This is a genomic window from Leifsonia sp. Root1293 (assembly GCF_001425325.1).
Classification (GTDB): domain Bacteria; phylum Actinomycetota; class Actinomycetes; order Actinomycetales; family Microbacteriaceae; genus Orlajensenia.
In genome coordinates this window covers 2,105,908-2,131,832 of sequence record NZ_LMEH01000001.1, presented here as the reverse complement: position 1 = coordinate 2,131,832, position 25,925 = coordinate 2,105,908, and the positions used below count along the sequence as shown (strand labels likewise).

Annotated in this window: 26 protein-coding genes and 3 tRNA genes; 20 read left to right on the top strand and 9 right to left on the bottom strand. The window is 68.3% G+C overall.

All coding sequences use genetic code 11. The features are described 5' to 3' along the window. Positions 1–49: 49 nt before the first annotated feature. The 8 genes from ASC59_RS10165 to ASC59_RS10130 all read right to left on the bottom strand — a co-directional run bounded on the left by ASC59_RS10165 (position 50) and on the right by ASC59_RS10130 (position 6,312). Entirely contained in the window at positions 50–1,246 is a 1,197-nt protein-coding gene (locus ASC59_RS10165; protein ID WP_055821684.1) for a glycosyltransferase, read from the bottom strand. Then, a complete protein-coding gene (locus ASC59_RS10160) occupies positions 1,243–2,148 on the bottom strand; it encodes a glycosyltransferase family 2 protein (RefSeq protein WP_055821680.1) in 906 nt (301 codons plus the stop codon). Before ASC59_RS10160 ends, ASC59_RS10165 begins: the two co-directional genes overlap by 4 nt. Next, on the bottom strand, positions 2,145–2,909 hold the full coding sequence (locus ASC59_RS10155) for a CDP-alcohol phosphatidyltransferase family protein (protein ID WP_055821676.1): 765 nt from the start codon (positions 2,907–2,909) through the stop codon (positions 2,145–2,147). Before ASC59_RS10155 ends, ASC59_RS10160 begins: the two co-directional genes overlap by 4 nt. After that, positions 2,906–4,105, bottom strand: a complete 1,200-nt coding sequence (locus ASC59_RS10150) for a DUF1972 domain-containing protein (protein ID WP_442915089.1) — start codon at positions 4,103–4,105, stop codon at positions 2,906–2,908. Before ASC59_RS10150 ends, ASC59_RS10155 begins: the two co-directional genes overlap by 4 nt. A gap of 13 nt (positions 4,106–4,118) precedes the next feature. Beyond that, positions 4,119–5,657: a sugar transferase gene (locus ASC59_RS10145; protein WP_055821670.1), complete on the bottom strand. Its 1,539-nt coding sequence runs from the start codon at positions 5,655–5,657 to the stop codon at positions 4,119–4,121. Positions 5,658–5,980: 323 nt separating this feature from the next. Then, a tRNA-Phe gene (locus tag ASC59_RS10140) sits at positions 5,981–6,056 on the bottom strand. 62 nt (positions 6,057–6,118) lie between these two features. Further along, a tRNA-Asp gene (locus tag ASC59_RS10135) sits at positions 6,119–6,192 on the bottom strand. A gap of 47 nt (positions 6,193–6,239) precedes the next feature. Continuing rightward, a tRNA-Glu gene (locus tag ASC59_RS10130) sits at positions 6,240–6,312 on the bottom strand. 243 nt (positions 6,313–6,555) lie between these two features. On the opposite strand from ASC59_RS10130, the gene ASC59_RS10125 reads away from it, so the two are divergent. Further along, positions 6,556–7,998 carry a M23 family metallopeptidase gene (locus ASC59_RS10125; protein ID WP_157487982.1) on the top strand — a complete coding sequence of 481 codons (1,443 nt, stop codon included), beginning with the start codon at positions 6,556–6,558 and terminating at the stop codon, positions 7,996–7,998. Next, a complete protein-coding gene (locus tag ASC59_RS10120) occupies positions 7,991–9,343 on the top strand; it encodes a C40 family peptidase (RefSeq protein WP_055821665.1) in 1,353 nt (450 codons plus the stop codon). Before ASC59_RS10125 ends, ASC59_RS10120 begins: the two co-directional genes overlap by 8 nt. Before the next feature lie 78 nt (positions 9,344–9,421). On the opposite strand, the gene ASC59_RS10115 is transcribed toward ASC59_RS10120, so the two are convergent. Beyond that, positions 9,422–9,916: an inorganic diphosphatase gene (locus tag ASC59_RS10115; RefSeq protein WP_055821662.1), complete on the bottom strand. Its 495-nt coding sequence runs from the start codon at positions 9,914–9,916 to the stop codon at positions 9,422–9,424. A 46-nt stretch (positions 9,917–9,962) separates the two neighbouring features. Between ASC59_RS10115 and tilS the strand changes: the two genes are divergently transcribed. From tilS to cls, 18 genes are all read left to right on the top strand, one after another. Beyond that, complete coding sequence (gene tilS, locus ASC59_RS10110; protein WP_055821659.1) at positions 9,963–10,982, top strand: tRNA lysidine(34) synthetase TilS; 1,020 nt, start codon at positions 9,963–9,965, stop codon at positions 10,980–10,982. Between the two features lie 61 nt (positions 10,983–11,043). After that, on the top strand, positions 11,044–11,595 hold the full coding sequence (gene hpt, locus ASC59_RS10105; protein ID WP_055821656.1) for a hypoxanthine phosphoribosyltransferase: 552 nt from the start codon (positions 11,044–11,046) through the stop codon (positions 11,593–11,595). Between the two features lie 88 nt (positions 11,596–11,683). Beyond that, positions 11,684–12,565 carry a hypothetical protein gene (locus ASC59_RS10100; protein ID WP_055821651.1) on the top strand — a complete coding sequence of 294 codons (882 nt, stop codon included), beginning with the start codon at positions 11,684–11,686 and terminating at the stop codon, positions 12,563–12,565. Positions 12,566–12,649: 84 nt separating this feature from the next. Further along, a complete protein-coding gene (ftsH, locus tag ASC59_RS10095; protein WP_055821649.1) occupies positions 12,650–14,665 on the top strand; it encodes an ATP-dependent zinc metalloprotease FtsH in 2,016 nt (671 codons plus the stop codon). 13 nt (positions 14,666–14,678) lie between these two features. Continuing rightward, positions 14,679–15,275 (top strand): GTP cyclohydrolase I, encoded by a 597-nt coding sequence (folE, locus tag ASC59_RS10090; RefSeq protein ID WP_055821646.1) that lies wholly within the window; start codon positions 14,679–14,681, stop codon positions 15,273–15,275. A 1-nt stretch (position 15,276) separates the two neighbouring features. Then, a complete protein-coding gene (folP, locus tag ASC59_RS10085) occupies positions 15,277–16,095 on the top strand; it encodes a dihydropteroate synthase (protein WP_055821641.1) in 819 nt (272 codons plus the stop codon). After that, complete coding sequence (gene folB, locus ASC59_RS10080) at positions 16,088–16,459, top strand: dihydroneopterin aldolase (RefSeq protein WP_157487981.1); 372 nt, start codon at positions 16,088–16,090, stop codon at positions 16,457–16,459. Before folP ends, folB begins: the two co-directional genes overlap by 8 nt. After that, positions 16,456–17,004: a 2-amino-4-hydroxy-6-hydroxymethyldihydropteridine diphosphokinase gene (folK, locus tag ASC59_RS10075; protein ID WP_055821636.1), complete on the top strand. Its 549-nt coding sequence runs from the start codon at positions 16,456–16,458 to the stop codon at positions 17,002–17,004. Before folB ends, folK begins: the two co-directional genes overlap by 4 nt. Continuing rightward, on the top strand, positions 17,001–17,474 hold the full coding sequence (locus tag ASC59_RS10070) for a DUF3180 family protein (protein WP_055823158.1): 474 nt from the start codon (positions 17,001–17,003) through the stop codon (positions 17,472–17,474). The genes folK and ASC59_RS10070 overlap by 4 nt, the downstream gene beginning before the upstream one ends. After that, a complete protein-coding gene (locus ASC59_RS10065; RefSeq protein WP_157487980.1) occupies positions 17,467–18,018 on the top strand; it encodes a PH domain-containing protein in 552 nt (183 codons plus the stop codon). The genes ASC59_RS10070 and ASC59_RS10065 overlap by 8 nt, the downstream gene beginning before the upstream one ends. Further along, on the top strand, positions 18,015–19,598 hold the full coding sequence (locus ASC59_RS10060) for a PH domain-containing protein (RefSeq protein ID WP_055821633.1): 1,584 nt from the start codon (positions 18,015–18,017) through the stop codon (positions 19,596–19,598). Before ASC59_RS10065 ends, ASC59_RS10060 begins: the two co-directional genes overlap by 4 nt. Next, positions 19,595–20,368 (top strand): Rossmann-like and DUF2520 domain-containing protein, encoded by a 774-nt coding sequence (locus ASC59_RS10055; RefSeq protein WP_055821630.1) that lies wholly within the window; start codon positions 19,595–19,597, stop codon positions 20,366–20,368. The genes ASC59_RS10060 and ASC59_RS10055 overlap by 4 nt, the downstream gene beginning before the upstream one ends. 1 nt (position 20,369) lies before the next feature. Then, positions 20,370–21,245, top strand: a complete 876-nt coding sequence (gene panC / locus ASC59_RS10050) for a pantoate--beta-alanine ligase (protein ID WP_055821627.1) — start codon at positions 20,370–20,372, stop codon at positions 21,243–21,245. Positions 21,246–21,280: 35 nt separating this feature from the next. Next, positions 21,281–22,795: a lysine--tRNA ligase gene (lysS, locus tag ASC59_RS10045; RefSeq protein ID WP_055821625.1), complete on the top strand. Its 1,515-nt coding sequence runs from the start codon at positions 21,281–21,283 to the stop codon at positions 22,793–22,795. Continuing rightward, on the top strand, positions 22,795–22,944 hold the full coding sequence (locus ASC59_RS17240; protein ID WP_157487979.1) for a hypothetical protein: 150 nt from the start codon (positions 22,795–22,797) through the stop codon (positions 22,942–22,944). The genes lysS and ASC59_RS17240 overlap by 1 nt, the downstream gene beginning before the upstream one ends. A 193-nt stretch (positions 22,945–23,137) precedes the next feature. Further along, positions 23,138–24,049 carry an endonuclease domain-containing protein gene (locus tag ASC59_RS10040; RefSeq protein ID WP_055821622.1) on the top strand — a complete coding sequence of 304 codons (912 nt, stop codon included), beginning with the start codon at positions 23,138–23,140 and terminating at the stop codon, positions 24,047–24,049. 154 nt (positions 24,050–24,203) lie between these two features. Further along, a complete protein-coding gene (locus ASC59_RS10035) occupies positions 24,204–24,395 on the top strand; it encodes a hypothetical protein (RefSeq protein ID WP_055821619.1) in 192 nt (63 codons plus the stop codon). 6 nt (positions 24,396–24,401) lie between these two features. Beyond that, entirely contained in the window at positions 24,402–25,865 is a 1,464-nt protein-coding gene (gene cls, locus ASC59_RS10030; protein ID WP_055821616.1) for a cardiolipin synthase, read from the top strand. The last annotated feature ends 60 nt before the right edge of the window (positions 25,866–25,925 follow it).

The following is a 25,925-nucleotide window of genomic DNA, read 5'->3' as shown; positions in this document are numbered from 1 at the left end:
TCCCCCTCCTTCTCTTTGCCGCAACACTACCCGGTCGGCCGATGAAACCTCAGGTGCCGACATCGGAGTCCCCTGCGCCCCAGGGACGGCCGGCGGCGGTGGCCTCGACCGCGGCCGCCATGCGCGTCCGGTAGAGCTCGGTGCTGTGGCGGGAATGCGCGACCTCGCGGTCGACGAGCGCCGCGTCACGGAAGGTCGGCCAGTCGTCGTAGACGCGGCGGAGCGCAGAGGCGAGAGCACCGGCGTCCCCAGGTCTCACCCGCTGGGCGCTCTCGAACCCCGACGACGCCTCGCGCAGGCCGGACGTGTCACTCACCACGACGGGCCTGCCCGCCAACAGGGATTCGACGGCGGTGTTTCCGAACGGCTCGTCGACCCGGGACGGAACGACCGCGACGTCGCATCGCCGATAGGCGTCCCAGACATCGGGCTGGAAGCCGAGCATGCTGACGGCTCCACCCAGTCCCTCGTCACGGATCTGGTCGCGGAGTGCTTCCTCGTACTCCTCATTGCCGGCGAACACGGACCCGACCACCTCGAGCTCGGCGGGGGTCCCCCCTCTCCGCAGCTCGGCCAGGGCCGCGATCGCCACATCGACACCCTTGCGGTCGGACAGGCGGCCGACGTAGAGCACCCTCAGCGGTCCGTCGATGCCGTCGCGCGCCTTCGTCGTCTCGGCAGGTCCGGCCACCCCGTTCGCCACGACGCCCACGCGCGGCCCGAGTTCGGGGAAGGAGTCCTCGAGGACCCCTGCGCTGAATGCGCTGTTGGCCACGACAGTTCGAGCGAACAGCACCGGTGCCGAGAGCGCGCGACGCACGACAGGGCGGGCCGAGCGCTCGGCTTCGTGCACGTGGCAGAGCACCGGTCGACCCGTCACCCGTCCGACGGCGATCCACAAGGGGATCGTCACGGTGTTGACGTAGATCACGTCGGGTCGGGCACGCAGTGCCAACCGGATGCCGGCGACAAGGCCGCGGACGGTGCCGGAGATGAGCTTCAGCCATCCCGTCGGAGCGATGAGACTCTTGCGCAGCACGAGGGTCGGGGTGATGACCACAGTGGCCCCCATCGCGCGGACGACGTCGAGCATCGGACCACCCGTCGGCACGGTCACCAGCACGGCGTGGCCGGCTGCCCGGAGACCCGCGACGCTCTCGACGAGCATCCGATCAGACCCGAAGAGCTCGGCTCCGGGATGCGCGACCAGCACTCGGAGGCTGCGCGAGGACGCGGGGCTGCTCATCTCTGCGCCCCTGTCCTGCCTCGAGCACCGGCCCAGGTGCCGCTGATGGCTGCGGCGATGAGCCGGGGCCTGCGGTAGAGCACGCGTCGGCCCGCCCCGCGCGTGATGATCCTGTAGGCGTAGCTCACGTTCCGTGCGCTCCAGGCCCTGCGCGTCTCGGCAGGAAGGTTCTTGGCAGCGAACAACAGCCGGTTGCGACAGTTGTAGTAGACGTAGGCCGGGGTCTTGCCGGTGCCGGCCTGAGTGCCGCCGACATCGTGCACGACCTCGAGGTCGGCGCGTACTCTGAGGAACCCGCCGGCCGTCCGGCATCGCCACGACAGGTCGACGTCCTCCCAGTAGAGGAAGTAGTCGTCGTCGAAGCCGCCGGATCGCGTCCACAGGTCGTCATGGACGGCGACGCAGGCTCCGGTGATCCACCCGTCGATGGACGCACTGTCCGACCCCGGCGCCGTCGAGGTGAATCCCGTCGTCGTGTCGAGCGTCGCTCCCTCGAACCAGGGGCGTCCGTCGGTTCGCACGATCCGCGGCGCGACCAGGACGTTGCGGTTGCTCACGACGCTGGCGAAGAGTTCTGCCGCCACCGCCGCCGTGATGATCGCATCCGGGTTCAAGACGATGAACGCCGAGCACCCGAGTGACCTGGCGTGTTCGACGCCGGCATTCACCGCCGTGCCGAATCCGACATTGCGCTCGTTCCAGACGACGCGCCATCCGTTCTCCGCCGCCAGATGTGCGAGACGTTCGGCTTCAGCCGTGCTGGTGAAGTTGTCGACGATGACGGTCTCGGTGGCGGCGCCCGGTGCGTCGCCCGCGGCGAGATTGGCGGAGAGAAGTGCCGACGACCCGTAGTTCACGACGACGATCGCGGTCTTGGGGGCTCCAGCCTGCTGCGGCGTCACGACTTCCCGGCGGGCACGAGGGCGCCCATGTCTCGGAACCACTTCACCAGGGCCAGGAGGAGGTAGGCCGCGTTGGCGACGAAGAGGAGCGTGTACACGACCAGGAAGGCCGGCGGGAACCCGAGAAGCAGGAAGGACAGGCAGAGCACCCCATAATCGGTCGGGATTCCGAGCAGCGAGCGGAGCGGGCTGCTGGCGCGCTGTGGCGCCTCCACGGCCGACGGATGCCGTCCCTTGAGCTGGTCGTTGAGGATCATCGCGAAGAACGACACCGTCGCCACGATGGTGAAGCCGATCGGTACGAGCAGCCAGGCCGCGTTGGTGATCGGGAAGTGCAGGTAGAAGGTGATGAGCACGGCCAGGTGCAGTGCGGAGGTCTTCGCGGCGTCAAGCACGTGGTCGAGCCATTCGCCGGCCGGAGTTCCGCCGCCGCGCAGGCGGGCGAGCTGGCCGTCGGAGGAATCGAGCGCGTAGCCGATGAGCAGGAGGGCCGCGACGAGCACCCCGATCCACGGGACCGCTGGAGCCGCGGCGATGACGACGATGGCGCTGAAGGTGAAGACAGCGCTGATGATGCTGACGACGTTGGGCGTCAGCCCGGCCAGGTACGCGACGGCCGCGAGGCGGCGGCCCGCCGGACGATTGATGTAGACGGAGTAGGCCGGCGCGCCACGGGCGCGCTTCTTCTGGGCTCCGGCCAGCCGCTGCACGATGTCCGAGTATCGCTCCGCCCGAGGGCTGGTGGCGGCATCCCCGGTCATCGTCGCCTCGATCCGCTCAGGGCCGTGTCCGTCGAGACGAGGCGTGGCTTGACGGCGTGCGATCGCTCCGAGTTGGTCGATCGTGGGTGGGATTCCCCGCTCGTGGAGTAGCCGAGGACGAGTCGCTCGGCGAGGGCCTCGTAGCCCAGGGCGACGGTGTCCCAGCGATAGACGGACTCGGCTCGCTTCTGGACGGCATCCGCGTCGGCGTCCACCAGATCCGGGCGCGACTCGGCGATGCCCACGAGCCTCGCGACGTCGGCTGGGCTGCCGAACAGCTGGGCGCTCGGGCCGGCGACGTCACGGTTGAACTCGACGTCCCACGCGATGATCGCCGTGCGCGCGCCCATGGCCCGGAGCAGAGAGGGGTTCGTGCCGCCGACCGAGTGACCGTGCAGGTAGGTCATGGCGTGGGCGTAGAGCTGGTCGAGCAGATCCTGGTCGTAGACGCCGCCCAGGAACCGGATGCGGGGGTCGCCGCCCGCCGCCTCACGGATGCTCTGGGTGTGCTGTGCGGCGTACGGTGCGCTGCCGACGACGATCAGCGGCTTGGTGGCCGCACTCTGCCTGTAGCCCTCGACGATGACGTCGACGTGATTCTCGGGTTCGAATCGGGCGACGACGAGGTGGAAGCCGCCTGGCTCGAGATCGAGCTCGGCGAGCCGGTCGGACGGGGTGTCGGTGAGGATCTTGGCCCCGTACGTCAGCAGCTCGGTGGGAACCGCGAACTCGTCGCGGTAGTACCGGCTGATGCCGTCGGCGTCGGCGATGAGCGCGTCGGCCCAGCGCACCGACATGGATTCGGCCCACCGGTAGTAGCGACGCCCGTTGGCACCCCACTTGTCACGCTTCCACTCCAGGCCGTCCACGTGCACGGCCACCGGGATGCCGCGTGCACGCAGGGCGGGCAGGAACGGCGCGTTGGCGGCATTGAACACGAAAGCAGCATCGGGCCGCCGATGGGTGACCGCGTGCGCAACGGAGAACGCCGTGTGCGAGAGGGTCTCGGCCGTCTTCAGGTGGAGGGCCGGAAGGTGCACGAGGTTCATGCCGAGGTAGCTCGACTGGGGGCGCTCGTCCGTCCTCCTGCAGTACACGGTGACCTCGTGGCCGTTCTCGACCATGCGGCGGCCGATCTCCTCGACTGCGGTCTCGAATCCGCCGTAGGCGGCTGGCACTCCCCGGGTGCCGATCATCGCGATCCGCATCTCAGTAGGCCCCGACGGGACGGAGGACGGTCTTGAAGGTACGCCAGATGATCATGATGTCTCCGGTGAGCGACCAGTTCTCCACGTAGTAGAGGTCCAGGCGCACGCTCTCCTCCCAGCTGAGGTCGGATCGGCCGCTGATCTGCCACAGCCCGGTGATGCCCGGCTTGATGAAGAGGCGGCGGTGCACGTCCTTCTCGTAGGAGTCGACCTCGGATCGCAGCGGTGGGCGCGGGCCGACGATGCTCATGTCACCGTTCAGCACATTCCAGATCTGAGGGAGCTCGTCCAGCGAGTACTTACGGAGGAGGCGCCCGACGCGGGTCACGCGGGGATCGTTGCGCAGCTTGAAGAGCACGCCGTTGGCCTCGTTACGATCGAGAAGGCCAGCGAGGTCGTCCTCGGCTGTTGCGACCATCGAACGGAACTTCACCATCTGGAAGGTGCGCCCGTTGCGACCGCAGCGCTCCTGACGGAAGAGCACCGGCCCTGGGCTGTCGAAGTGCACGAACAACCCGATCACGACGAGTGCCGGCGCGAGGATCAGAAGGGCGGTCGCGGCGAATACGACGTCGAAGGTGCGCTTCAGGACGTGCTTCCACCCTTCGAAGGTCGGGATCTCCACGTGGATGAGTGGCAGGCCCTCGACAGGACGGAAGTGGATGCGGGGCCCTGCGACATCCGTGAGCCGGCTCGAGAGCACGAGTTCGGTCGCCGTACCCTCGAGGCTCCAGCCGAGAGTGCGGATGTAGTCGCTCTCGCCGGCCCGTGGACCGGCGACGATCACGGTGTCGGCGCGCCACTCGGCGGCGGCCTGTGCGACGCCGTTGACGTCGGAGATGACGGGGATGTGGCGGTCACCGGCCACGAGGTCCGCGACGTTGTCTCCGTCGAGGGCTGCTCCGACGACGACGAACGTGGCACCGGACTTCTGCTCGACCTGCTGGGCGACGTACTCGGCGTCGGCGCGGTCGCCCACGATGATGGCCCGGGCGAGGTAGTGGCCGAAGCGCCGCTGGCGCAGCAGCCACTTGCGGCACAGCCAGCGCATGCCGACCACGCCACCGAGCCCGACCGGCAGGGCGACCAGGAAGTAGATGCGGGCGAAGTCGACCGTGAAGACGATGCATCCGATCGCGAAGAGTCCGAAGGCCAGCGCCGTGGCGTTGGTGACCCGCTTGTACTCGAGGGCGCCGACACCGATGGTGTGCGAGCCCCGCGTGTGGAATGCGGCCAGCGATGCCAGCCAGATGGCCGCGAGCGCGATGGGACCGACACTGTAGGACAGGAGGTTGCCCACGGGGGCCCCTGTCGTCAGCAGCCCCGTGACGAGCGCGGTTCCGATGGCGAGCACGACGATCACCGAGTCGGAGGTGCGAAGCAGGTCGCGATAGCGACGAGCCCAGAGCAGGCCGGAGAGGTGTGTGTCGACGTGCGGCGGAACGCTCGACGTCGCCTGCGTCTCGACGAGACGCAGGGTGCGCGGAGGCTCAGCCGCCGCTGCGGGCGTGGGTGTGGGTGTGGGTCGACTCTCGCTCATTCGGACTCCACGATCTGGAGTCCGGACGGCGCGTAGGGGGCGCGTGGCCGAGGGGATGGATTGGTGGCTTCAGGTAGGCAGAAGCCAGCGCAAAGTGCTGACATGGCGGTTCGTTCCCTGCATTTCGGGTTTACAGGTACTGCATCGGGTATACGCAAGCTGAACTGTGCTCAGCTATGCATGGTTCGACACTATCGATCCACGGGGGAGGGGAATGACCCCAGAGTGGGGGTAAGTTCGCGTTCTGGTCAGGAGAACGGTGTTGACAGTCCAGCGCAGCACGAGCGCGAAAAAGCCCCCGATCCGTGGGGACCAGGGGCTTGTGGTGGCTCCGACGGGCGTCGATCCCGTGACCTCACGATTTTCAGTCGTGCGCTCTACCAACTGAGCTACAGAGCCTAGGCATTCTCGATGCCGCTTAAAGGAGAAGCCCTCTCTTTCGAAAGGGCTTGTCGCCTTTGCGACCCTGACGGGACTTGAACCCGCGACCTCCGCCGTGACAGGGCGGCACGCTAACCAACTGCGCTACAGGGCCTCGATGTGAAACCATTCTATATTCAATTTAGAGATCCGATTTCTCGGTGACCCCAACGGGATTCGAACCCGTGTTAACGCCGTGAAAGGGCGCCGTCCTAGGCCTCTAAACGATGGGGCCGGATGAGCCATCAAGCGATGACCACCGACGCATAAGCATACGGTGTGGCGCGCGGAGTGACAAATCGAGGCAGGAATCCCCGTGTCTGCCCCGGAAACATGCGCCTGCATCCGAATTCCGCGACAGGCGCCGGATGAGCCGGTTTTCGCTTCGGCATCGGGTTAGATTCCTCGCGGCGGATCCCGTCGACGCACTCGGCTGCCATCAGTCGGGTGTTTCGCCGCTGTTGTTAGAGTTACAGAAGTGACCAGAGTGATTGCGCGACCCCCCAGCGCGATCGAGTGGGGACCCATGGAACACCGCGAGCGGAAGTACGGGCTTCGCCGGAGACGACCGGATGCGAGCTCTCGTTCGCTGCGCCTGCGCGCCGGCTCGCGGCTTGCCGCCATCGCCGTCGTCATCGCGCTGGCGTTGACGGGTGGCCTCGTCTCGCCGGCCGCCGCCGACGAATACCCCACCTGGGAGGACCTGCAGAAGGCGAAGTCGAACACCGCCGCCGCTGCCGACAAGGTCGCGCAGATCACCGACCTCATCGCTCAGATCGAGGTGCAGGTGGCCGAGACCCAGGCAGAGGCCGAGAAGCGCGGCACCGAACTGCAGCTCGCGCAGGACGCCTACGACGAGGCCGTGCGGAAGGCCACCGAGATCCAGGCGCAGGCCGACGCGAGCCAGAAGGAGGCCGACGCCGCGACGGCGCAGGCGGGCCAGCTCGCCGCCCAGCTCTACCGCACCGGCGGAACCGACCTCACCGCGAATCTCATGCTCGACCAGAATGCGGCGAGGTCCGATGCCCTGCTGTCCCAGCTCGGCAGCATGAGCAAGCTCGTGGAGCGCAGCTCGGAGATCTACGAGTCAGCGCGTACGGCTGCGAACACGGCCAAGTCGCTCGGGGAGCAGGCGAAGGTCGCCCAGGGCGAGCGCGAGAAGCTGCGCATCGCAGCCGAGAACGCCCTCGCCGCCGCGATCGAGGCCCAGCAGGCGGCCGAGGCCGCGCTGGCCGAGTCGCAGGCGAAGAGCGCAGAACTCGCGGCCCAGCTCGCCTTCCTCCAGGACACCCAGGCCAAGGTCGCCACGGCGTACCAGAAGGGCGTCGAGGAGCGAGCCCGCCTCGAGCGGGAGAGGTTGGCGCGCGAGGCCGCAGCCCGTGCTGCTGCCGCAGCCGAGGCCGCCGCAGCAGCTGCCGCAGGTGGCGGTGGCGGTGGCGGCGGCGGAGGAGGCGGCGGCTGGAACGGTGCCGGCCTGCCCGGTGGCTACGTCTCTCCCCAGAGCCTGTGGGGTGTGCCTGCAGGCGGACCCATCACCGACGGCTATGGCCCGCGTGCGTCGCTGTGTGGCAGTGGCGGCTGCAGCGGCTCCTTCCACTACGGAGCCGACATCGGCGCCGGATGCGGTGCTCCCATCTTCGCCGCGGCCAGCGGCACCGTCGTCTACGCCGGGTACCTCGGCACCTACGGCAACTACGTCAAGATCGACCACGGCGACGGCATCTACACCGGCTACGCGCACATCGCCTACGGCGGAACGTACGTCGGCGTCGGCCAGCACGTCAATGTGGGCCAGAACATCGCGGGCGTCGGCACCACGGGTGCATCGACGGGATGCCACCTGCACTTCGAGGTGTACCAGGGCGACTACCGCATCAACCCATTCCCGTGGATGGCCGGACTCGGAGTACCGCTTGGCTGAGAAGGACCGCTCGCGCGGATCGCGACTGACCCCGTTCTCGCTGTTCGCCGTGGTGACGGCCGGGGCCGTGACGGCATCCGTCGGCATCGTCGCTCCAGCGCTCGCCGACCCGGGATATCCGTCGTGGGACGAGATCCAGGCCGCGAAGAAGAACGAGGCCACGAAGAAGGCGGAGATCGGTCGCGTGACCGAGCTGCTCTCCGGACTCTCCGCGGCAGCCGAGGAGGCGTCGAAGCAGTCCCAGATCGCCGCCGAGGCCTACCGCAATGCCCTCGAGGCGTTGACGGCGGCCCAGGAGCGCGAGAAGGACCTGCGCTCGCAGGCGGATGCCGCGGCGAAGACCGCGAAGACGTCGAAGATGCGCGCCGGCCTCATCGCAGCCCATCTCGCACGTTCGGGCGGGAAGGATCTCTCGGTCGACCTGTTCCTCAACGGCGACAAAGCTCAGGACCTGCTGCATCGCCTCGGGTCGGCATCGAAGCTGAGCGAGCAGTCGCAGGAGATCTACACCGAGGCCCTGCAGGACGCGAACACGGCGCGAGCTCTGGCGGCAGCGGCCGATTCCGCTGCTGCCGAGCGCAAGAAGCTCGCAGCCGATGCCGAGACCAAGCTCGCCAGTGCTCAGGTCGCGGCGAAGGCGGCCGAGGACGCCTACGCCGAACAGGTGAAGTACTCCGACGAGCTCTACAGCCAGCTCGCCACGCTGAAGGACACGACGGCTGCGCTCGAGAAGGATCGGATCCAGGGCATCGCCGCGGCGGAGGCCGCAGCGGCAGCAGAACGAGCTGCTGCCGAGAAGGCCGCTGCCGAGAAGGCCGCCGCCGACAAGGCTGCGGCCGACAAGGCGGCCGAGGAGGCAGCCAACAATGGCGGCGGAGGAGGAGGCGGCGGCGGAAGCGGCCCGGCTCCCGCGCCGGCACCGGCCCCGGCTCCAGCCCCCGCGCCCGCTCCGGCTCCGGCTCCGAACGGGAACCTGGTGGAGACCGCCATCGGATTCGCCTCGGCCCAGCTCGGCAAGCCCTACGCGTCTCCCGGCGACAGCTGGAACACCTGGGACTGCTCGGGACTCACCAAGGCCGCCTACGCGGCCGCGGGCTCCTACATCGGCACCCACTCGGCCACGAACCAGTACTGGACCATGGCCGGACAGGGGCGCCTGGTGCCCTACTCCCAGCGTCAGCGCGGCGACCTCATCTTCTGGGGCAGCGGCGGCGACTACTACCACGTGGCCATCTACCTCGGCGGCGACCGCATCCTCGAGGCCGCTGACTGGGGCAAGCCCGTACGCGAGTGGTACATCTGGGGCGGCTACGACGTCGCCGGCATGGTCGGGCGCCCGGGCTAGACGACACCGGCTCTCTCCGGGAACGCAGAAGGGGCGAGCCGCAGCTCGCCCCTTCTGCGTTCCGTCACGCGGGAAGGACTAGTGCTTCTCGTGCCCGGGGAACGCCTCGATCGACTTCTGGATGATCGCCTCGGCCTCAGCGGCCGTGCCCCACGCCTCGACCTTGACCCACTTGCCCGGCTCCAGGTCCTTGTAGTGCTCGAAGAAGTGCTTGAGCTCGTTCTTCGTCTGCTCCGGAACGTCGTCGATGTCCTGGATGTGCGCCCAGCGGGGGTCCTTGGCCGGCACGACGATGACCTTGGCGTCTCCGCCGGCCTCGTCGCTCATGTCGAGGTAGCCGACGGGGCGCACCGAGACGCCGACGCCCGGGTAGACCGGGTACTCGAGCAGCAGGAGCGCGTCGAGAGGGTCGCCGTCATCGGCGAGGGTGTTCTCGAAGAACCCGTAGTCGGTCGGGTACGCGAAGCTCGTGAAGAGCACGCGGTCGAGGTAGACACGACCGGTCTCGTGGTCGACCTCGTACTTGTTGCGGCTCCCCTTCGGGATTTCGACGACGACGTCGTATGCGGCCATGTTCTGTTCTCCTTGGGTGTCGGCAAAGTCGGCTTAAGGTTACTGGATGGAGTCCGAGCGCCGTCCCCGGCTGACCCCCGCCATCGCCGACGTCCGCCGTGCGGTGCGCGGCTGCATCGACGATCTGGCTCCCGCCTCCATGGATGAACTCCTCCTCGTCGCGCTGAGCGGCGGTGCCGACTCCCTCGCCCTCGCCGCTGCAGCGGCCTTCGAGGCGCCGCGCTCAGGGATGCGTGCCGGCGCCGTGATCGTCGACCATTCCCTGCAGTCGGATTCCGCCGCCGTTGCGGAGCGAGCGGCTGTCCAGGCGCGCTCGCTCGGCCTCGATCCGGTGCTGGTCGCTCGCGTCGATGTCGCTTCGTCGACGGATGCCGGCGGGCCAGAGGCGGCAGCACGCGACGCCCGCTATCGGGCCCTGAACGCCGCCGTCGCCGAGACCGGCGCACTCGCCATGCTCGTGGGCCACACCCTCGACGACCAGGCCGAGACGGTGCTGCTGGGTCTCGCCCGGGGTTCGGGAGCTGCGAGCCTGCAGGGCATGGCTGCGGCATCCGGACACCTGCGGCGACCGCTGCTCGCCATCCGGCGATCGACGACGCGCCAGTACTGCATCGATGCCGGCCTCGACGTCTGGGACGACCCGCACAACGAGGATGACGGCTATGCCCGCGTGCGAGTGCGGTCCAGCGTGCTGCCGGTACTCGAGGCGCAGCTCGGGCCGGGCATCGCCGAAGCGCTCGCGCGCACGGCCGAGCAGCTGCGCGAGGACTCTGAGGCACTCGACTCCATGGTCGAGGAGACCATCGAGGAGATCTGCGAGCCGGCCGAGGCCGGAATCGCCGTGTCGGTCGGCGCCCTGGCGGCGAACCCGGCTGCACTGCGCCAGCGCATCATTCGCCATGTGGTGGACAGCGAGTTCGGCGTGAGCCTCAGCAGGGTGCAGACGCTGGCGGTCGCTCGGCTGGTCACGGACTGGCACGGCCAGAAATCCCTCGATCTGCCGGGTATTAGAGTGAAACGCGACGGCGGACTGATCGTGTTCACCGCAGCGTCGACCCCCATCTGATCCCACCCGGATCACCCCGGATCACACCTGATCGACCCAAGCGGAACGGAAACCCCAGGCCATGGAATCCCACGACATCGACGGTCAGCTCACCGAGATGCTGCTGAGCGAAGAAGACATCCACGCGAAGCTCGCCGAACTCGCCCGGGTGATCGAGGTCGACTACGCAGACAAGAACGTGCTCCTCGTCGGTGTCCTCAAGGGTGCGGTCATGGTCATGGCCGACCTGGCACGTGAGCTGCGCATCCACGCCAACATGGACTGGATGGCCGTCTCGTCCTACGGCAGCGGCACCCAGTCGAGTGGAGTCGTGCGCATCCTCAAGGACCTCGACACCGACATCACGGGTCGCCACGTGCTCATCGTCGAGGACATCATCGACTCGGGCCTCACGCTGAGCTGGCTGCAGTCGAACCTCGTCACCCGCGGAGCCGCCTCGGTGGAGATCTGCGCCCTGCTGCGCAAGCCCGATGCGGCCAAGGTCGAGGTCGACGTCAAGTACCTCGGCTTCGACATCCCGAACCAGTTCGTCGTCGGCTACGGCCTGGACTACGCCGAGAAGTACCGGAACCTCCGCGGCGTCGGCATCCTCGCGCCGCACGTCTACAGCTGAGGCCGGACCGCGCGCGCCCCGGGGCAACCGACGCGCCAGTTTCGCCCCGTTCATAGCGATCGGGTTGGCCGGAAGCTATATTGACGCCATGCGACTCCCGATCAGGCCGCTTTCCGGGCGTTGGCCCGCCCCGTTGCAGAAGGCGTTCAGCCGGTTCTTCTGGCGCGACCCCAGTGTCATCCTCGATCCCGACGTCTCTGCTGAGGATTTCCGTCGTGCCATGTCGGCGATCCACGTCGGCGACACGATCAAGATCACCGAAGGCGACAGGCACCCCGCAGCCGACGCTCTCATCATCGACAACATCGACCTGACGGATGCCGTCATCGTCGACATCGGCGCATCGGACGGATCCACGTCGGTCGACCTGATCGGCAAGCTGCCCACATTCGGCCAGTACATCATCGCCGACCTGTACTTCCACCTCACGGCCCGGAGGTCGGGTGGACGCACCTTCCTCTTCGACCAGTCGGGGGAGTGCATCCTCGTCGTCGGTCCACGAGCGGTCGCCTGGCCGTCGCTGTCCGGCCTCGTCAAGTGGCTCTACCGGCGTCGGATCACCGGCTCCCTCCGCCCCGACGTGCCTGTCGAGCAGGTGCTGTTGCTGAATCCCGACGCGCGAGCCCTGATGGAGTCGGACCCCAGGGTCACCTACCGTCAGCATGACGTCTTCACGCGGTGGGGTGAGCCGAGGCCGACCCTCATCAAGGTGGCCAACCTGCTGCGCCAGCTGTACTTCTCCGACGAGATGCTCCGCGCCGGTGTCGCCTCGGTGCTCGACAGCCTCGACGACGGCGGCTACTTCCTCATCGTCGACAACTCGCGCATCAAGGACATGCCGCCGCGGGCAGGTCTCTACCGACGGACGGGCGACCGCTTCGCGGTGGTCGAGGAGACGCCCAACAGGCCAGAGATCGGCGAGCTCATCGAGAGCGTGAGGCTTCCGTCGGCGGTTGCGCGCTCCGAGTGATCGTTCCCGCACAGCCGTGCTGCGGCAAGCCGTGAGCGAACATGGAGCAAGTGCACAGCGGCCGGGCGATACCCTCAGAGCACCATGAACGTGAAGAAGCTCCTGCGCGGACCATTCCTGTACATCATTCTGGCCATCATCGCCGTCTGGGTCGGGTCCAGCCTGATCACGATGTCGGGCTTCCGCGAGGTGTCGACCCAGCAGGGCCTCGAGTTCCTGAACGACGGCAAGGTCGCCAGCGCCAAGATCGTCGACGGCGAGCAGCGCGTCGACCTCACCCTGACCAGCGCCGACCCGAAGTACGGCGAGCAGGTGCAGTTCTACTACGTCACCCCTCGCGGTGAAGAGGTCGTCAACGCCGTCAACGCGGCGGCACCCAAGAAGGGGTTCACCGACGAGGTTCCGCAGCCCAACTGGTTCCTCTCGGCGCTTGGTTTCCTCCTCCCGCTCCTGCTCATCGGCGTGTTCTTCTGGATCATGCTCTCCGGCATGCAGGGCGGCGGCAACAAGGTCATGCAGTTCGGCAAGTCGAAGGCCAAGCTCGTCACCAAGGAGAGCCCTCAGGTCACCTTCGACGACGTCGCCGGCAGCGACGAGGCGCTCGAAGAGCTGCAGGAGATCAAGGACTTCCTCAAGGAGCCGGCGAAGTTCCAGGCCGTCGGGGCCCGCATCCCCAAGGGCGTGCTCCTCTACGGCCCTCCCGGTACCGGAAAGACCCTGCTCGCCCGCGCTGTCGCCGGAGAGGCGGGAGTGCCCTTCTACTCGATCTCGGGTTCTGACTTCGTCGAGATGTTCGTCGGCGTCGGCGCGAGCCGCGTGCGTGACCTGTTCGAGCAGGCCCGCCAGAACGCTCCAGCCATCATCTTCGTCGATGAGATCGACGCCGTCGGCCGTCACCGTGGCGCCGGCATGGGAGGCGGCCACGACGAGCGCGAGCAGACCCTCAACCAGCTCCTGGTCGAGATGGACGGCTTCGACCCGAAGACGAACGTCATCCTCATCGCAGCCACGAACCGCCCCGACATCCTGGACCCCGCACTGCTGCGTCCCGGCCGCTTCGACCGTCAGATCGGTGTCGACGCGCCCGACCTGCAGGGTCGCAAGAAGATCCTCGAGGTGCACGGCAAGGGCAAGCCTCTCGCCAAGGGCGTCGACCTCGAGATCGTCGCCCGCAAGACGCCGGGCTTCACCGGAGCAGACCTGGCCAACGTGCTGAACGAGGCCGCGCTGCTCACGGCGCGCTCGAACGCCCAGCTCATCGACAACCGTGCGCTCGACGAGGCCATCGACCGCGTCATCGCCGGTCCGCAGCGCCGCACGCGTCTGATGAAGGACAAGGAGAAGCTCATCACGGCCTACCACGAGGGTGGCCACGCCCTCGCAGCGGCGGCGATGAACTACACCGATCCGGTCTCGAAGATCACGATCCTTCCGCGCGGTCGTGCCCTCGGGTACACGATGGTGCTCCCGCTCGAGGACAAGTACTCGATCACCCGCAACGAGCTCCTCGATCAGCTGGCCTACGCCATGGGCGGACGCGTCGCCGAGGAGATCGTCTTCCACGACCCGACGACCGGTGCGTCGAACGACATCGAGAAGGCCACGGCCACGGCACGCAAGATGGTCACCGAGTTCGGCATGAGTGCCGACGTCGGAGCGGTCAAGCTGGGCCAGTCGCAGGGCGAGGTCTTCCTCGGACGCGACATGGGCCACCAGCGCGACTACTCCGAGCGCATCGCCGAGCGCGTCGACGCCGAGGTGCGGGCGCTGATCGAGAAGGCTCACGACGAGGCCTGGCAGGTCCTCAACGAGAACCGCGACATCCTCGATCACCTCGCCCGCGAACTCCTCGAGAAGGAGACGCTCGACCACAACGAGATCGCCGAGATCTTCAAGGACATCAAGAAGCTCCCCGAGCGTCCGCTGTGGCTCTCGAGCGAATCGCGTCCGTTGTCGGAGCGCCCGCCGATCGACTTCCCGACCCCTGCACCGATCGACGAGACGGTGACGGATGGCGGAGTCGGGTCGGACACCGAGGCTCCCGCCGCACCGGCTCCCGCGCGCACTCGCGCCGTGAAGCCGCGTCCGGCGACGGCATAGACCGGGAGCGCGCGTGACGGGCGTCGATCGGCCGCGCATCGAGGCAGCGGTGACCGAGCTGCTTCTCGCGATCGGCGAGGACCCATCCCGACCGGGACTCGTGAGGACCCCGAAGCGCGTCGCCGACTCCTACGCGGAGTTCTTCGGCGGGCTCGAGGTCGACCCCGTGTCGCATCTGCTCGACGCCGTGCCCCTGGGCGTGAGCGATGACGGCCTGCCGCAGACAAGCGATGCCGTCATCGTGAGGGGGATCGACTTCAGGTCGATCTGCGAGCACCATCTGCTCCCGTTCGTCGGGATCGTGCACGTCGCCTACCTTCCCGGTGAGCGCGTGGTCGGACTCGGCAAGCTCGCCGATGTCGTCGAGACCCTCTCCACCAGGCCCCAGCTGCAGGAACGCCTGACCGAGGAGATCGCCGAGGCCCTCGAGACAGGCCTCGGCGCCCGCGGGGTCCTCGTGGTGATGGATGCAGTCCACAGGTGCGTCGTCGCCCGCGGCTCGCGCCAGGCCGGCAGTTCGACGGTGACCGTGGCCAGTCGCGGAGAGCTGACGGATCCCGTCGCCAGGGCCGAGCTCATGGCGCTCATCGGCGAATCCCCGCGGAGCTGACATGACGGCATCCGTCGACACCGTCATCCTCGGCGTGCTCAACGTCACGCCGGACTCGTTCAGTGACGGCGGACGCTGGGTCGACACCGACGCAGCCATCGCCCATGCAGAGATGCTGGTCGCCGAGGGCGCCGACCTGATCGACGTGGGCGGGGAGTCGACCCGCCCCGGGGCCGAGAGGGTCGACCCCGTCGCAGAGCAGCACCGCGTAATCCCCGTGATCGCAGCGCTCAGCGCCGCGGGAATCGCGGTGAGCGTCGACACGATGAACGCCTCGACGGCCATCGAGGCCGTCGCAGCCGGAGCCGCGGTCGTGAACGACGTCTCGGGCGGACTCGCCGACCCCGACATGGCAGCCGCCGTCGCCGACCTCGACGTCCACTACGTGGCCATGCACTGGCGCGGTCATTCGAAGCACATGAACGATCTCGCTCGCTACGGCGATGTCGTGGCCGACGTGCGCACCGAACTCGCCGACCGTGTCGAGGCCCTGTTGGCCGCCGGCATCAGGTCCGACCGCATCATCCTCGATCCCGGACTCGGCTTCGCCAAGCGTGCGGAGCACGACTGGGAACTGCTCGGCAACCTGGGCGATCTCGCCGGTCTCGGGTTCCCGCTTCTCATCGGAGCCTCCCGCAAGCGGTTCCTCGGGCATCTCCTCCCTGCCGACGCACCCGTGGCGGATCGCGATCTGCCGACGGCCGTGGTGAGCGCTCTGAGCGCTCGCGCGGGCGTGTGGGGCGTGCGCGTCCACGACGTTCTCGGCACGCGGCGCGCCCTCGACGTCGTGCGCGCATGGCAAGGTGGAGAGCGTGGATAAGACGCTCGACAGCATCACCATCACCGGCCTGCGCGTCGACGCGCATCACGGCGTGTTCGATCACGAGCGCCGAGACGGCCAGGAGTTCGTGATCGACGCCACGGTGTGGCTCGACTTCTCGTCAGCGGCGGCCGATGACGAGCTGGCGCAGACCATTCACTACGGGGAGCTCGCCGTTGAGATCGCCGAGGCCGTGCGCCGCGATCCCGTCGATCTCATCGAGACCCTGGCCGAACGCATCGCGACCACCGTGCTCGAGCATCCAGCCGCCCAGGAGGTCCGGGTCACGGTGCACAAGCCGCACGCCCCCATCCCCGAGCGATTCGACGACGTGGCCGTCAGCATCACCCGGGGTCGCGCGTGAGCGCCGCGCCGCGCACCGCAGCCGTGGAGAGCCACGCCGTGCTCGCCCTCGGCAGCAACCTCGGAGACCGCTCCGAGCAGATCGCCACAGCCATCGCCGAGATCGCCGACACCGACGGCATCCGCCTCACCGCGGCGTCGAAGCTCGTGGAGTCGACAGCCGTCAAGCTCACCGGAACCGACGATCAGGCCCCTCGATATCTGAACGCCGTGGTCGCCATCGCGACGACGCTCGACGCCGATGCCCTGCTGCACGCAGTCAACTCCATCGAGGCCGACCACGGGCGCACGCGCGACGAACGCTGGGGCGACCGCACCCTCGACATCGACATCATCACCTTCGGGGACCTCAGCTCAGACGACGAGCGCTTGACGCTGCCGCATCCGCGGGCCGCGGAGCGCGCCTTCGTGCTGGCCCCCTGGCTCGAGATCGAACCGGATGCGGTTCTGCCCGGCCACGGACGGATCGACGCGCTGCTCGCAGCACTGCCGCCGGCCGACGCCGTCGCGGTGTGGCCGGCCGACGCCGGATGGACGGCGCGATGACCCGCACGCATCCGACGACCCTCACCGCCCTCGCCCTCGTCGGGCTGGTGGTCGGCTACCTCCTCGAGCTGGGGACCGCCGCGACGGGAAGAGCGGTGTTCGTGCCGCCGCTCTCGCTGCCTCTGGCGCTCCTGGCCATCGCGGCCGTCGTGATCGCGTTCGCCGTGCCCATCCGCCGTGCCGTCACCGGTAAGTCGAAGGAGCGCATCAACCCGTTCCGTGCCATGCGCGTCGCCGCCCTCGCGAAGGCGTCGTCCCTCTCCGGCGCCCTGCTCCTCGGAGGAAGCCTCGGCGTTCTGGTCTACCTCCTCACCCGCACGGCCATCCCGGGCCTCGGCTCGATCTGGATGGCGGTCGCCTCGGTCGTGGCCGCGGCAGTCCTGCTCGCCGCAGGCCTCGTCGCCGAGTACTTCTGCACGATCCCGCCCAGCAGTGACGAGCCCGACGATGAAGTGGAAGCACATGCCTGAGACCGATCATGACGACGACGTCGCGATGGCGAGCGCCGGCGCCGACAGCGGTGCCGCGGCCGAATCGCGCATCGACCTGCCCGGAATCGCCTGGAAGCGGGTGTCGCCCAAGTACCTGGTCGCCGGGCTCGTGCAGCTCGGCATCGCGGCCGTCGTCGTCTGCGGCCTGATCGCCGTCGCCTGGCTCGCGTGGGAGTGGACGTGGGCGGGATGGGCGCTGCCTGTCGCGATCGTGTTCTTCCTCATCAGCATCATCGTCGAGCCTCGTCGGGTGCGCTCCATCGGCTACGCCCTGCGCGCGGACGACCTCGTGTTCCGCCGGGGCATCATGTTCCAGCGCTTCGTCGCCGTCCCATACGGGCGGATGCAGCTCGTCGACATCACGCGGGGACCGGTATCGCGTGCCCTGGGTCTGGCCGACCTGCGCTTCGTGACGGCTGCGGCATCGACGGCCGTCGCGATCCCCGGCCTGCCGGAAGCCGATGCCGAGGAGCTGCGCGACCAGCTCGTGACTCTGGCCGAGAGCCGCCGGGCGGGACTGTGAACCTGACCGACGGCGAGTGGCATCGCCTGCATCCTGCATCGCCTTTGCTGCGGGGAGGCATCGCCTTCGTCGCCATCGCCGGCTTCGTGATCGCCAACCTGCGGGAACGGCTCGTCGAGTTCTTCTTCCACGTGCCGAGCTACGGCGACGACCCCCTCGACGACATCTACTCTCGGGGCCTCGTGGGCTGGGCACTCCTCGGCGTGCTCGCGGTGCTCATCCTGATCATCGCCGGCTTCTACCTCTCGTGGCGCATGCACAGTTTTCGGGTGACGGACGATCTCGTCGAGGTGCGCAGCGGCATCCTCTTCCGCACCCATCGGCGTGCGCGCCTCGACAGGGTGCAGGGCGTCACCATCACGCGGTCCCTCCTGCCCCGTCTCTTCGGCGCGGCGAAGCTCGACGTCGCCGTCGCGGGCAACGACGGCAACGTGCAGCTCGCCTACCTCGGATCGACGGCGGCGGATGCGCTCCGCCGCGAGATCCTGCAGCTCGCGTCCGGCCTGCGGGCGAGCCGCGACGTCCCGTCGCCCGCCGAGTCGCCCACCGGCGCCCGAGTCGATGGGGATGACCCCGCCGCTGCCCTGGCCGCCCCCGAGGGTGACGCTTCCACGGGCATGCCGCCACGCGCACCGGCATCCGCGGTTCCCGGAGTCATCAACCAGCGGGTCACCGAGTTCCTCGCCCCCGAACTCGACGCCGACCTGGCACCGCCGGAGTCGGTCGTGCGCATCCCCGTCGTACGGCTGATCGGGTCCGTGCTGCTCAGCGGCTACACGGTCTTCGTGCTGGCAGCGGGAGTGGCGCTGATCGTCGGCTTCGCCAACGATGCCATCTGGCCCGTCTTCGCCGTGCTGCCCATCCTCATCGGAAGCGTGAGCTACTACTGGAACCGGGTCACGCGGATGCTCCGCTACAGCATCGCGGGCACGCCCGACGGCGTGCGCGTCGGGTACGGCCTGCTCTCCACGAACAACGAGACGCTCCCGCCCGGCCGCATCCACGCCATCGGCGTGAGCCAGCCGCTGCTCTGGCGTCCCTTCGGCTGGTGGCGCATCCAGGTCAACACGGCGAGCCGCGCCCGGAGCGACAGCCAGAACCGTGATCACACGACCGTCATGCCCGTCGGAACCGCCGACGACGTGTCGCGCGTGCTCGGCCTCATGCTGCCCGCCTTCGTCGGCGATGACGCCGACCTCGTGATCCGCGCCGGGCTCGTCTCCCGGGGCGGCGACGACTACACGGGCGTTCCGCGCCGAGCCGCCTGGCTTCGTCCGTTCTCGTGGCGACGCACCGGCTTCCGGGCGGCATCCGGAGTGCTGCTGCTGCGCCACGGGATCGTGTCGCGACATCTCGCGATCGTGCCGTACGCGAGGGTGCAGAGCGTCTCGCTCACGCAGGGTCCGCTCCAGCGTTCGCTGCGGCTGGCGGCGGTGCAGCTGCAGACCGTCGCCGGTCCGGTCGTCGCGTCACTCGATGTCGCCGACGCCGCCACCGCCGTGAGCCTGTTCGCCGAGGCCGAGGCAGACGCTGTCGCCTACGCGGCCTCGGACACGAGCCACCACTGGAGCACATCATGAGCCCGACGACGCCATCGAGCCGCGCAGGGCGGCTGGGCATCGGCATCGTGGGCGCAGGCAGGGTCGGGCCCGTTCTCGGAGCCGCGCTCGCCGGAGCCGGCCACGCCCTCGTCGGCATCTCGGCGGTGTCCGAATCGAGCCTCGAGCGAGCGGATGCGATGCTTCCGGGAGTGCCCGTCCTGACCGTTCCCGAGGTCGTCGAGCGCAGCGAACTCGTCATCCTCGCTGTGCCGGCGGCCGAGCTCCCGGCCCTCGTCGCCGGACTCGCCGCGACCGGTGCATGGCAGCCGGGACAACTGGTGCTGCACACCGCGGCCGAGTACGGAACCGACGTGCTCGCCCCGGCGCTGCAGCGCGGGGCCATCCCGCTCGCCGTGCATCCCGCGATGACGTTCACGGGCACCAGCCTCGACATCTCCCGGCTCGCCGAGGCCTGGTTCGCCGTAACGGCCCCGGCTCCGGTCCTGCCGATCGGACAGGCACTCGTGGTGGAGATGGGCGGCGAGCCGCACATCGTCGCCGAAGCGGACCGTCCCGCCTACGCCGAGGCTGTGGAGACGGCCGTGTCGTTCTCGAGCGCCATCGTCGACCAGGCCGCCGGGCTGTTGCGCGGCATCGGCATCGAGAACGCCGGAACGTTCATCGCGCCGCTCGTGCGCTCCTCGGTCGAGGCGGCTCTCGCCCGCAGCGGCGCGAGTACCATCGATGTGGCCGATCTGCTGGCCGACACCGGATACGGGTTCGACAACCCTCCCGCATCCGAGGAGTGAGATGACCCACACGACCACCGCCGGCCACACCGTCACGGTTCTGACGACGATCGCCTCCGTGCGCGAGAGCGTCCGCTCGGCACGGGCATCCGGTGACAGGATCGTGCTCGTGCCGACGATGGGTGCCCTGCACGCCGGGCACCTGGCTCTCGTCGACCGCGCGCGGGAGCTGGGCCAGACGGTGATCGTGTCGATCTTCGTGAACCCGCTCCAGTTCGGCGTCGGTGAGGATCTCGATCGGTATCCGCGCACCCTTGAAGCCGACCTCGAAGCGCTCGATGCGCACGGCGCGGCCTTCGTGTTCGCCCCGTCCGTCGACGAGATGTATCCGACCGGTGCTGTCGAGACCCGCGTCACGGCCGGTCATGTCGGAACTCTCTACGAGGGTGCAGCCAGGCCCGGCCATTTCGACGGAATGCTCACTGTCGTCGCCAAGCTGCTCGGCATCACCCAGCCCGACGTCGCCGTCTTCGGCCGGAAGGACGCCCAGCAGGCGTTCCTGGTGCGGCAGATGGTCGCCGACCTCAATCTGGCATCGAGCATCGAGGTCGTCGACACCGTGCGCGAACACGACGGCCTGGCGTTGTCGAGCCGCAATCGCTTCCTCTCCGATGAGGAGCGACTCGCGGCCATCACGCTCTCCGAAGCGCTGCGCACCGCGGAGAACACGGCCTTCGAGGGCGTCGCCGAGGTGCTCGCCGAGGCGGCTGGGGCGTTCGGCGACCACGACGCCGTTAAACTGGACTATCTCGTCGTCGTCGATCCGGCGACCTTCCTTCCGGTTGACGACGATTTCCGCGGAACGGCGACAGTTCTCGTGGCCGCACTCGTCGGGGGGACCCGGCTCATCGACAACACCACCATCACCCTGAACTGACGCGGGCCACGGGGCCCGCACCCACGGAGACATTCATGGCCGACGACCAGACGACCACCGACGAGCCGACGGCCGAGGAGATCTCGGAGCAGAAGGCCGTGCGCCTGGCCAAGCGCGAGCGACTCATCGCCGAGGCGACGGATGCAGCAGGCGGCGCCTACCCGGTGAGCGTCCCCGTCACCGACACCATCCCCGCGGTGCGCGCCCGTCACGAGGGCCTCGAGGCCGACGTCGCCACGGGCGACATCGTGGGGATCGCCGGTCGTGTCGTCCACCTCCGCAACACCGGCAAGCTCTGCTTCGCCGCGCTGCAGTCCGGCGACGGATCGCGCATCCAGGCCATGGTCTCGCTCGCCGAGGTGGGCGAGGAGAGCCTGGTGGCGTGGAAGGAACTCGTCGACCTCGGCGACCACCTCTTCGTCTCGGGCGAGGTCATCACCAGTCGTCGCGGCGAGCTGTCGATCATGGTGCGCGACTGGACCATCGCGGCCAAGGCGATCCTGCCCCTGCCGAACCTGCACAGCGAGCTCTCCGAGGAGAACCGGGTGCGCAGCCGATACCTCGATCTCATCTCCCGCGACCAGGCCCGCGCCAATGTGGTCAACCGCGCCAAGACCGTCGCGAGCCTGCGCCGAACGTTCGACGACCTCGACTTCATCGAGGTCGAGACGCCGATGCTGCAGGTCATGCACGGGGGAGCATCCGCTCGCCCCTTCGTCACCCACTCGAACGCGTTCGACACCGAGCTGTACTTGCGCATCGCTCCGGAGCTCTACCTGAAGCGCGCCGTCGTGGGCGGCATCGACCGGGTGTTCGAGATCAACCGCAACTTCCGCAACGAGGGTGCCGACTCCACGCACTCGCCCGAGTTCGCCATGCTCGAGGCCTACCAGGCCTACGGCGACTACAACTCGATCGCCGATCTCACGCAGAAACTGATCCAGGACGCCGCCGTGGCCGTGTCGGGATCGCACGTGGTGACCTGGGCCGACGGCACAGAGTACGACCTCGGCGGCGAGTGGGACCGCATCTCCATGTACGGCAGCCTGTCCGAGGCGGTCGGCCGGGAGATCACGCCGGAGACGCCCATCGATGAGCTGCGCGCGATCGCTGCCTCGGAGGGAGTCGAGGTGGAGCATCCGCTGCACGGCAAGTATGTCGAGGAGCTGTGGGAGCACTTCGTCAAGGGCGACCTCGTGCGGCCGACCTTCGTGATGAACTTCCCCGTCGACACCTCTCCGCTCGTTCGCGCGCACCGGTCGCGCACGGGCGTGGTCGAGAAGTGGGACCTCTACATCCGCGGGTTCGAACTGGCGACAGGCTACTCGGAGCTCGTCGACCCCGTCGTGCAGCGCGAGCGTTTCATCGAGCAGGCGAAGCTCGCTGCTGGCGGCGATCCCGAGGCCATGCGCCTCGACGAGGAGTTCCTCCGCGCCCTCGAATTCGGCATGCCTCCGACCGGCGGCATGGGCATGGGCATCGATCGTCTGCTCATGGCACTGTCCGGCCTCGGCATCCGCGAGACGATCCTGTTCCCCCTGGTGAAGTGATGAACGACTATCTCCCGAAGAGCGAGCTCGAACCCGACAACGGCGGGAAGAAGCCCGTCTCCAACACACGCCTTGGCATCTGGCTCGCCGTCGGAGGCGTTGCCGTCTACATGATCGTGACGGGCATCATCGGCATCGTCTCGAACTAGCCGCGTCCCACCCCCCCCCGTCGTCGGAGAACAGGCCGGATCGCGCGTTCAGCGCGGCAACAGGCCAGGCTGGCCTATTCTCGGCGCTTCGGCCTGTTCTCGAGCATCCTCCCCAACCCGCGCGCGCCCGCGGCATCGCTCGCTGAGCGTCGCCGACGGCTCCAGTCTCCGTCATCGAGAGCAGCATGGGCGGATGCAGACCCTCAGCGCCCGCCCTGTCTCAGCCTCCTCGATCCGCGCCGCAGCGCGCGAGTCTGCCCTCGCGGCCGATATGGCCGGGCTCGGCCAGCTCGCTCCGCGCTCGCGGCTACGCCGGCTGGGCCACACCGACGCAGCGATGCGGGCCGCTGTAGATCGAGGAATCCTGCGCTCGGTCGGACGGTCCTGGCTTGCCGCTCCGGGCGTCGAGCCCGCTGCGGTGCGGGCGATCGAGCTCCGAGGGTTTCTCGGTGGGGAGAGCGCCTTGCGCAGCATGGGCGTCTGGGTCTCCCACGACACCGGTCTGTGCGTGGCGACGCCGCACTCGGCCAGCAGGCTGTCGCCGGTCGGCGAGGGGGAGTACCGCGTGCAGGCCAGGCGGCCGCCGCAGGTCGACGACGCTCGGCCGTGGAGGGCGTCGGCGATCGACGCCCTCGAGCATCTGCTTCGCCGCGAACCGGAGGCCGCCCACGGGATCGCGTCCGTCGACAGCGCTGTACGACTGGGGTTGCTGCCGGCCCACAGGGTCGACGAGCTGTTCGATCGCCTTCCGCGCCGGCTCCGGCGTTTGCGTCGCGATGTGAACGGGCTCGCGGATTCGGGGGTGGAGACTCTGCTTCGGCTCGCAGCCCTCGCCCAGGGCTGGCGGGTGGAGGTGCAGGTGCAGGTCTCATCCGTCGGCCGGGTCGACCTGCTCATCGACGGCTGGCTGATCGTCGAGGTCGACGGATACAGATGGCACTCCTCGGCTCAGCAGGTGGCGGTCGACCACCGCCGTGACGCGGAGAGCATCCGTCGGGGTATGCGCTATCACCGCTTCGGTTACGACCAGGTGATGACGGACATCGACGGATGCATCGGCGTGCTCCGCGAGCTGCTGAGATGCGGACGCCCGAGCCGCGGGTGACGCGTTGCGAAGACAGGCCGGATGCGCGGCAACAGGCCAGGCTGGCCTGTCCTCGGCGGAATGACGCGATCCGGCCTGCATTCGGGTACCCGTCGGGGCGCCGGTCGAGCGGCCGGTGGGGGAGCGGCATCCGGGGCCGTAGAATGGCAGGGCTATGGACAACTTCTGGGTCAACGCGCTCTGGTCGCTCACGCCGACGGTACTCGTCGGCGGCATCTTCTGGTTCATCATGCGTGCCCTGCTCCGTGCCGACCGCACCGAGCGCAAGGTCTACAGCGAGATCGAGGCAGAAGAGCGCGCCAAGCTCGGCCTCGATGCGCCTCACCGCGACAAGCCCGCGGTCTGAGCGCAGATGTCGTCGACGGACCTGTCGCTGCTTGTCGTCGCGCTTCTGCTCATCATCGACTGGTCCATCCGTATCGCGGCGATCATCATCATTCCGCGCAATCGTCGACCGACGGCTGCCACGGCGTGGCTGCTGGCCGTCTTCTTCATCCCCTACATCGGCGTCCTGCTCTTCCTGCTGATCGGCAATCCGAAGCTTCCGCGCAAGAGGCGCGCGAAGCAGAAGGAGATGGACGCCTTCATCCGCGCGAACACCGACGTCCCTGAGGGGCGGCAGGCGAATGAGCAGTGGCCGGCGTGGTTCGGCGCCATCGTCGAACTGAACTCCAACCTGAGTGCGATGCCCATGGTCGACGGCAACTCCGCTCATCTCATCGCGAGCTACCAGGGATCGATCGACGCCATGACGGCCGAGGTCGCGACGGCACGCAAGTACGTGCACGTCGAGTTCTACATCCTCTCGTGCGACCAGACGACCGCCGCCTTCTTCGATGCGCTCGAAGCGGCCGTGCAGCGGGGCGTTAAGGTGCGCGTGCTGCTCGATCACTGGGCCTCGTCGCACACCCGCGACTACAAGGCCACCCTGAGACGCCTCACCGACATGGGTGCCGAGTGGTACCTGATGCTGCCCGTGCAGCCGCTCAAGGGCAACAACCAGCGGCTCGACCTGCGCAACCACCGCAAGATCCTGGTGGTCGACGGACGCACGGCCTTCGTGGGGTCGCAGAACCTCATCGATCGCACCTACAACAAGAAGTCGAACATCAAGCGCGGCCTCAAGTGGCAGGAGCTCGTGGCCCGCGTCGACGGACCCGTCGTCGACGCGCTCAACCTCATCTTCATCACCGACTGGTTCATCGAGTCCGACGTGCTCCTGGAGAAGGAGGCGGAGGTGCTCGAGTCGATCGACGACCCGCGCCTGCTCGAGTGCCAGGTGGTGCCGAGCGGTCCCGGATTCGCCGGCGAGAACAATCTCCGGCTCTTCCTGGCGCTGCTCTACAACGCGCAGGAGCGCATCGTCATCACCAGCCCGTACTTCGTGCCGGACGAGGCGATGCTCTACGCGATCACGACGGCTGTGCAACGGGGTGTGGCCGTCGACCTGTTCGTCTCGGAGATCGGCGACCAGGCGCTGGTCTGGCACGCGCAGCGCTCCTACTACGAGGCGCTGCTGCGCAGTGGCGTGCGCATCTACATGTACAAGGCGCCGTACATCCTCCACGCGAAGCACTTCACGATCGACGAGGACGTGGCGGTCATCGGCTCGAGCAACATGGACATGCGTTCCTTCGGCCTCAACATGGAGGTCTCCCTGATGGTGCGAGGCAAGAGCTTCGTTCAGGAGATGCGTGCCGTCGAGGACGACTACCGTGCCGCCAGCAAGGAGCTCACCCTCGAGGACTGGATGGCGCAGCCCCTGCGCTCTACCGTGCTCGACAACCTCGCGCGTCTGACGAGCGCTCTGCAGTGATGTAGCCCGAAGAGACCGGGACGGAAGTCTGCGGCCGAAGCGCTCCAGGGCTGCGCGTCG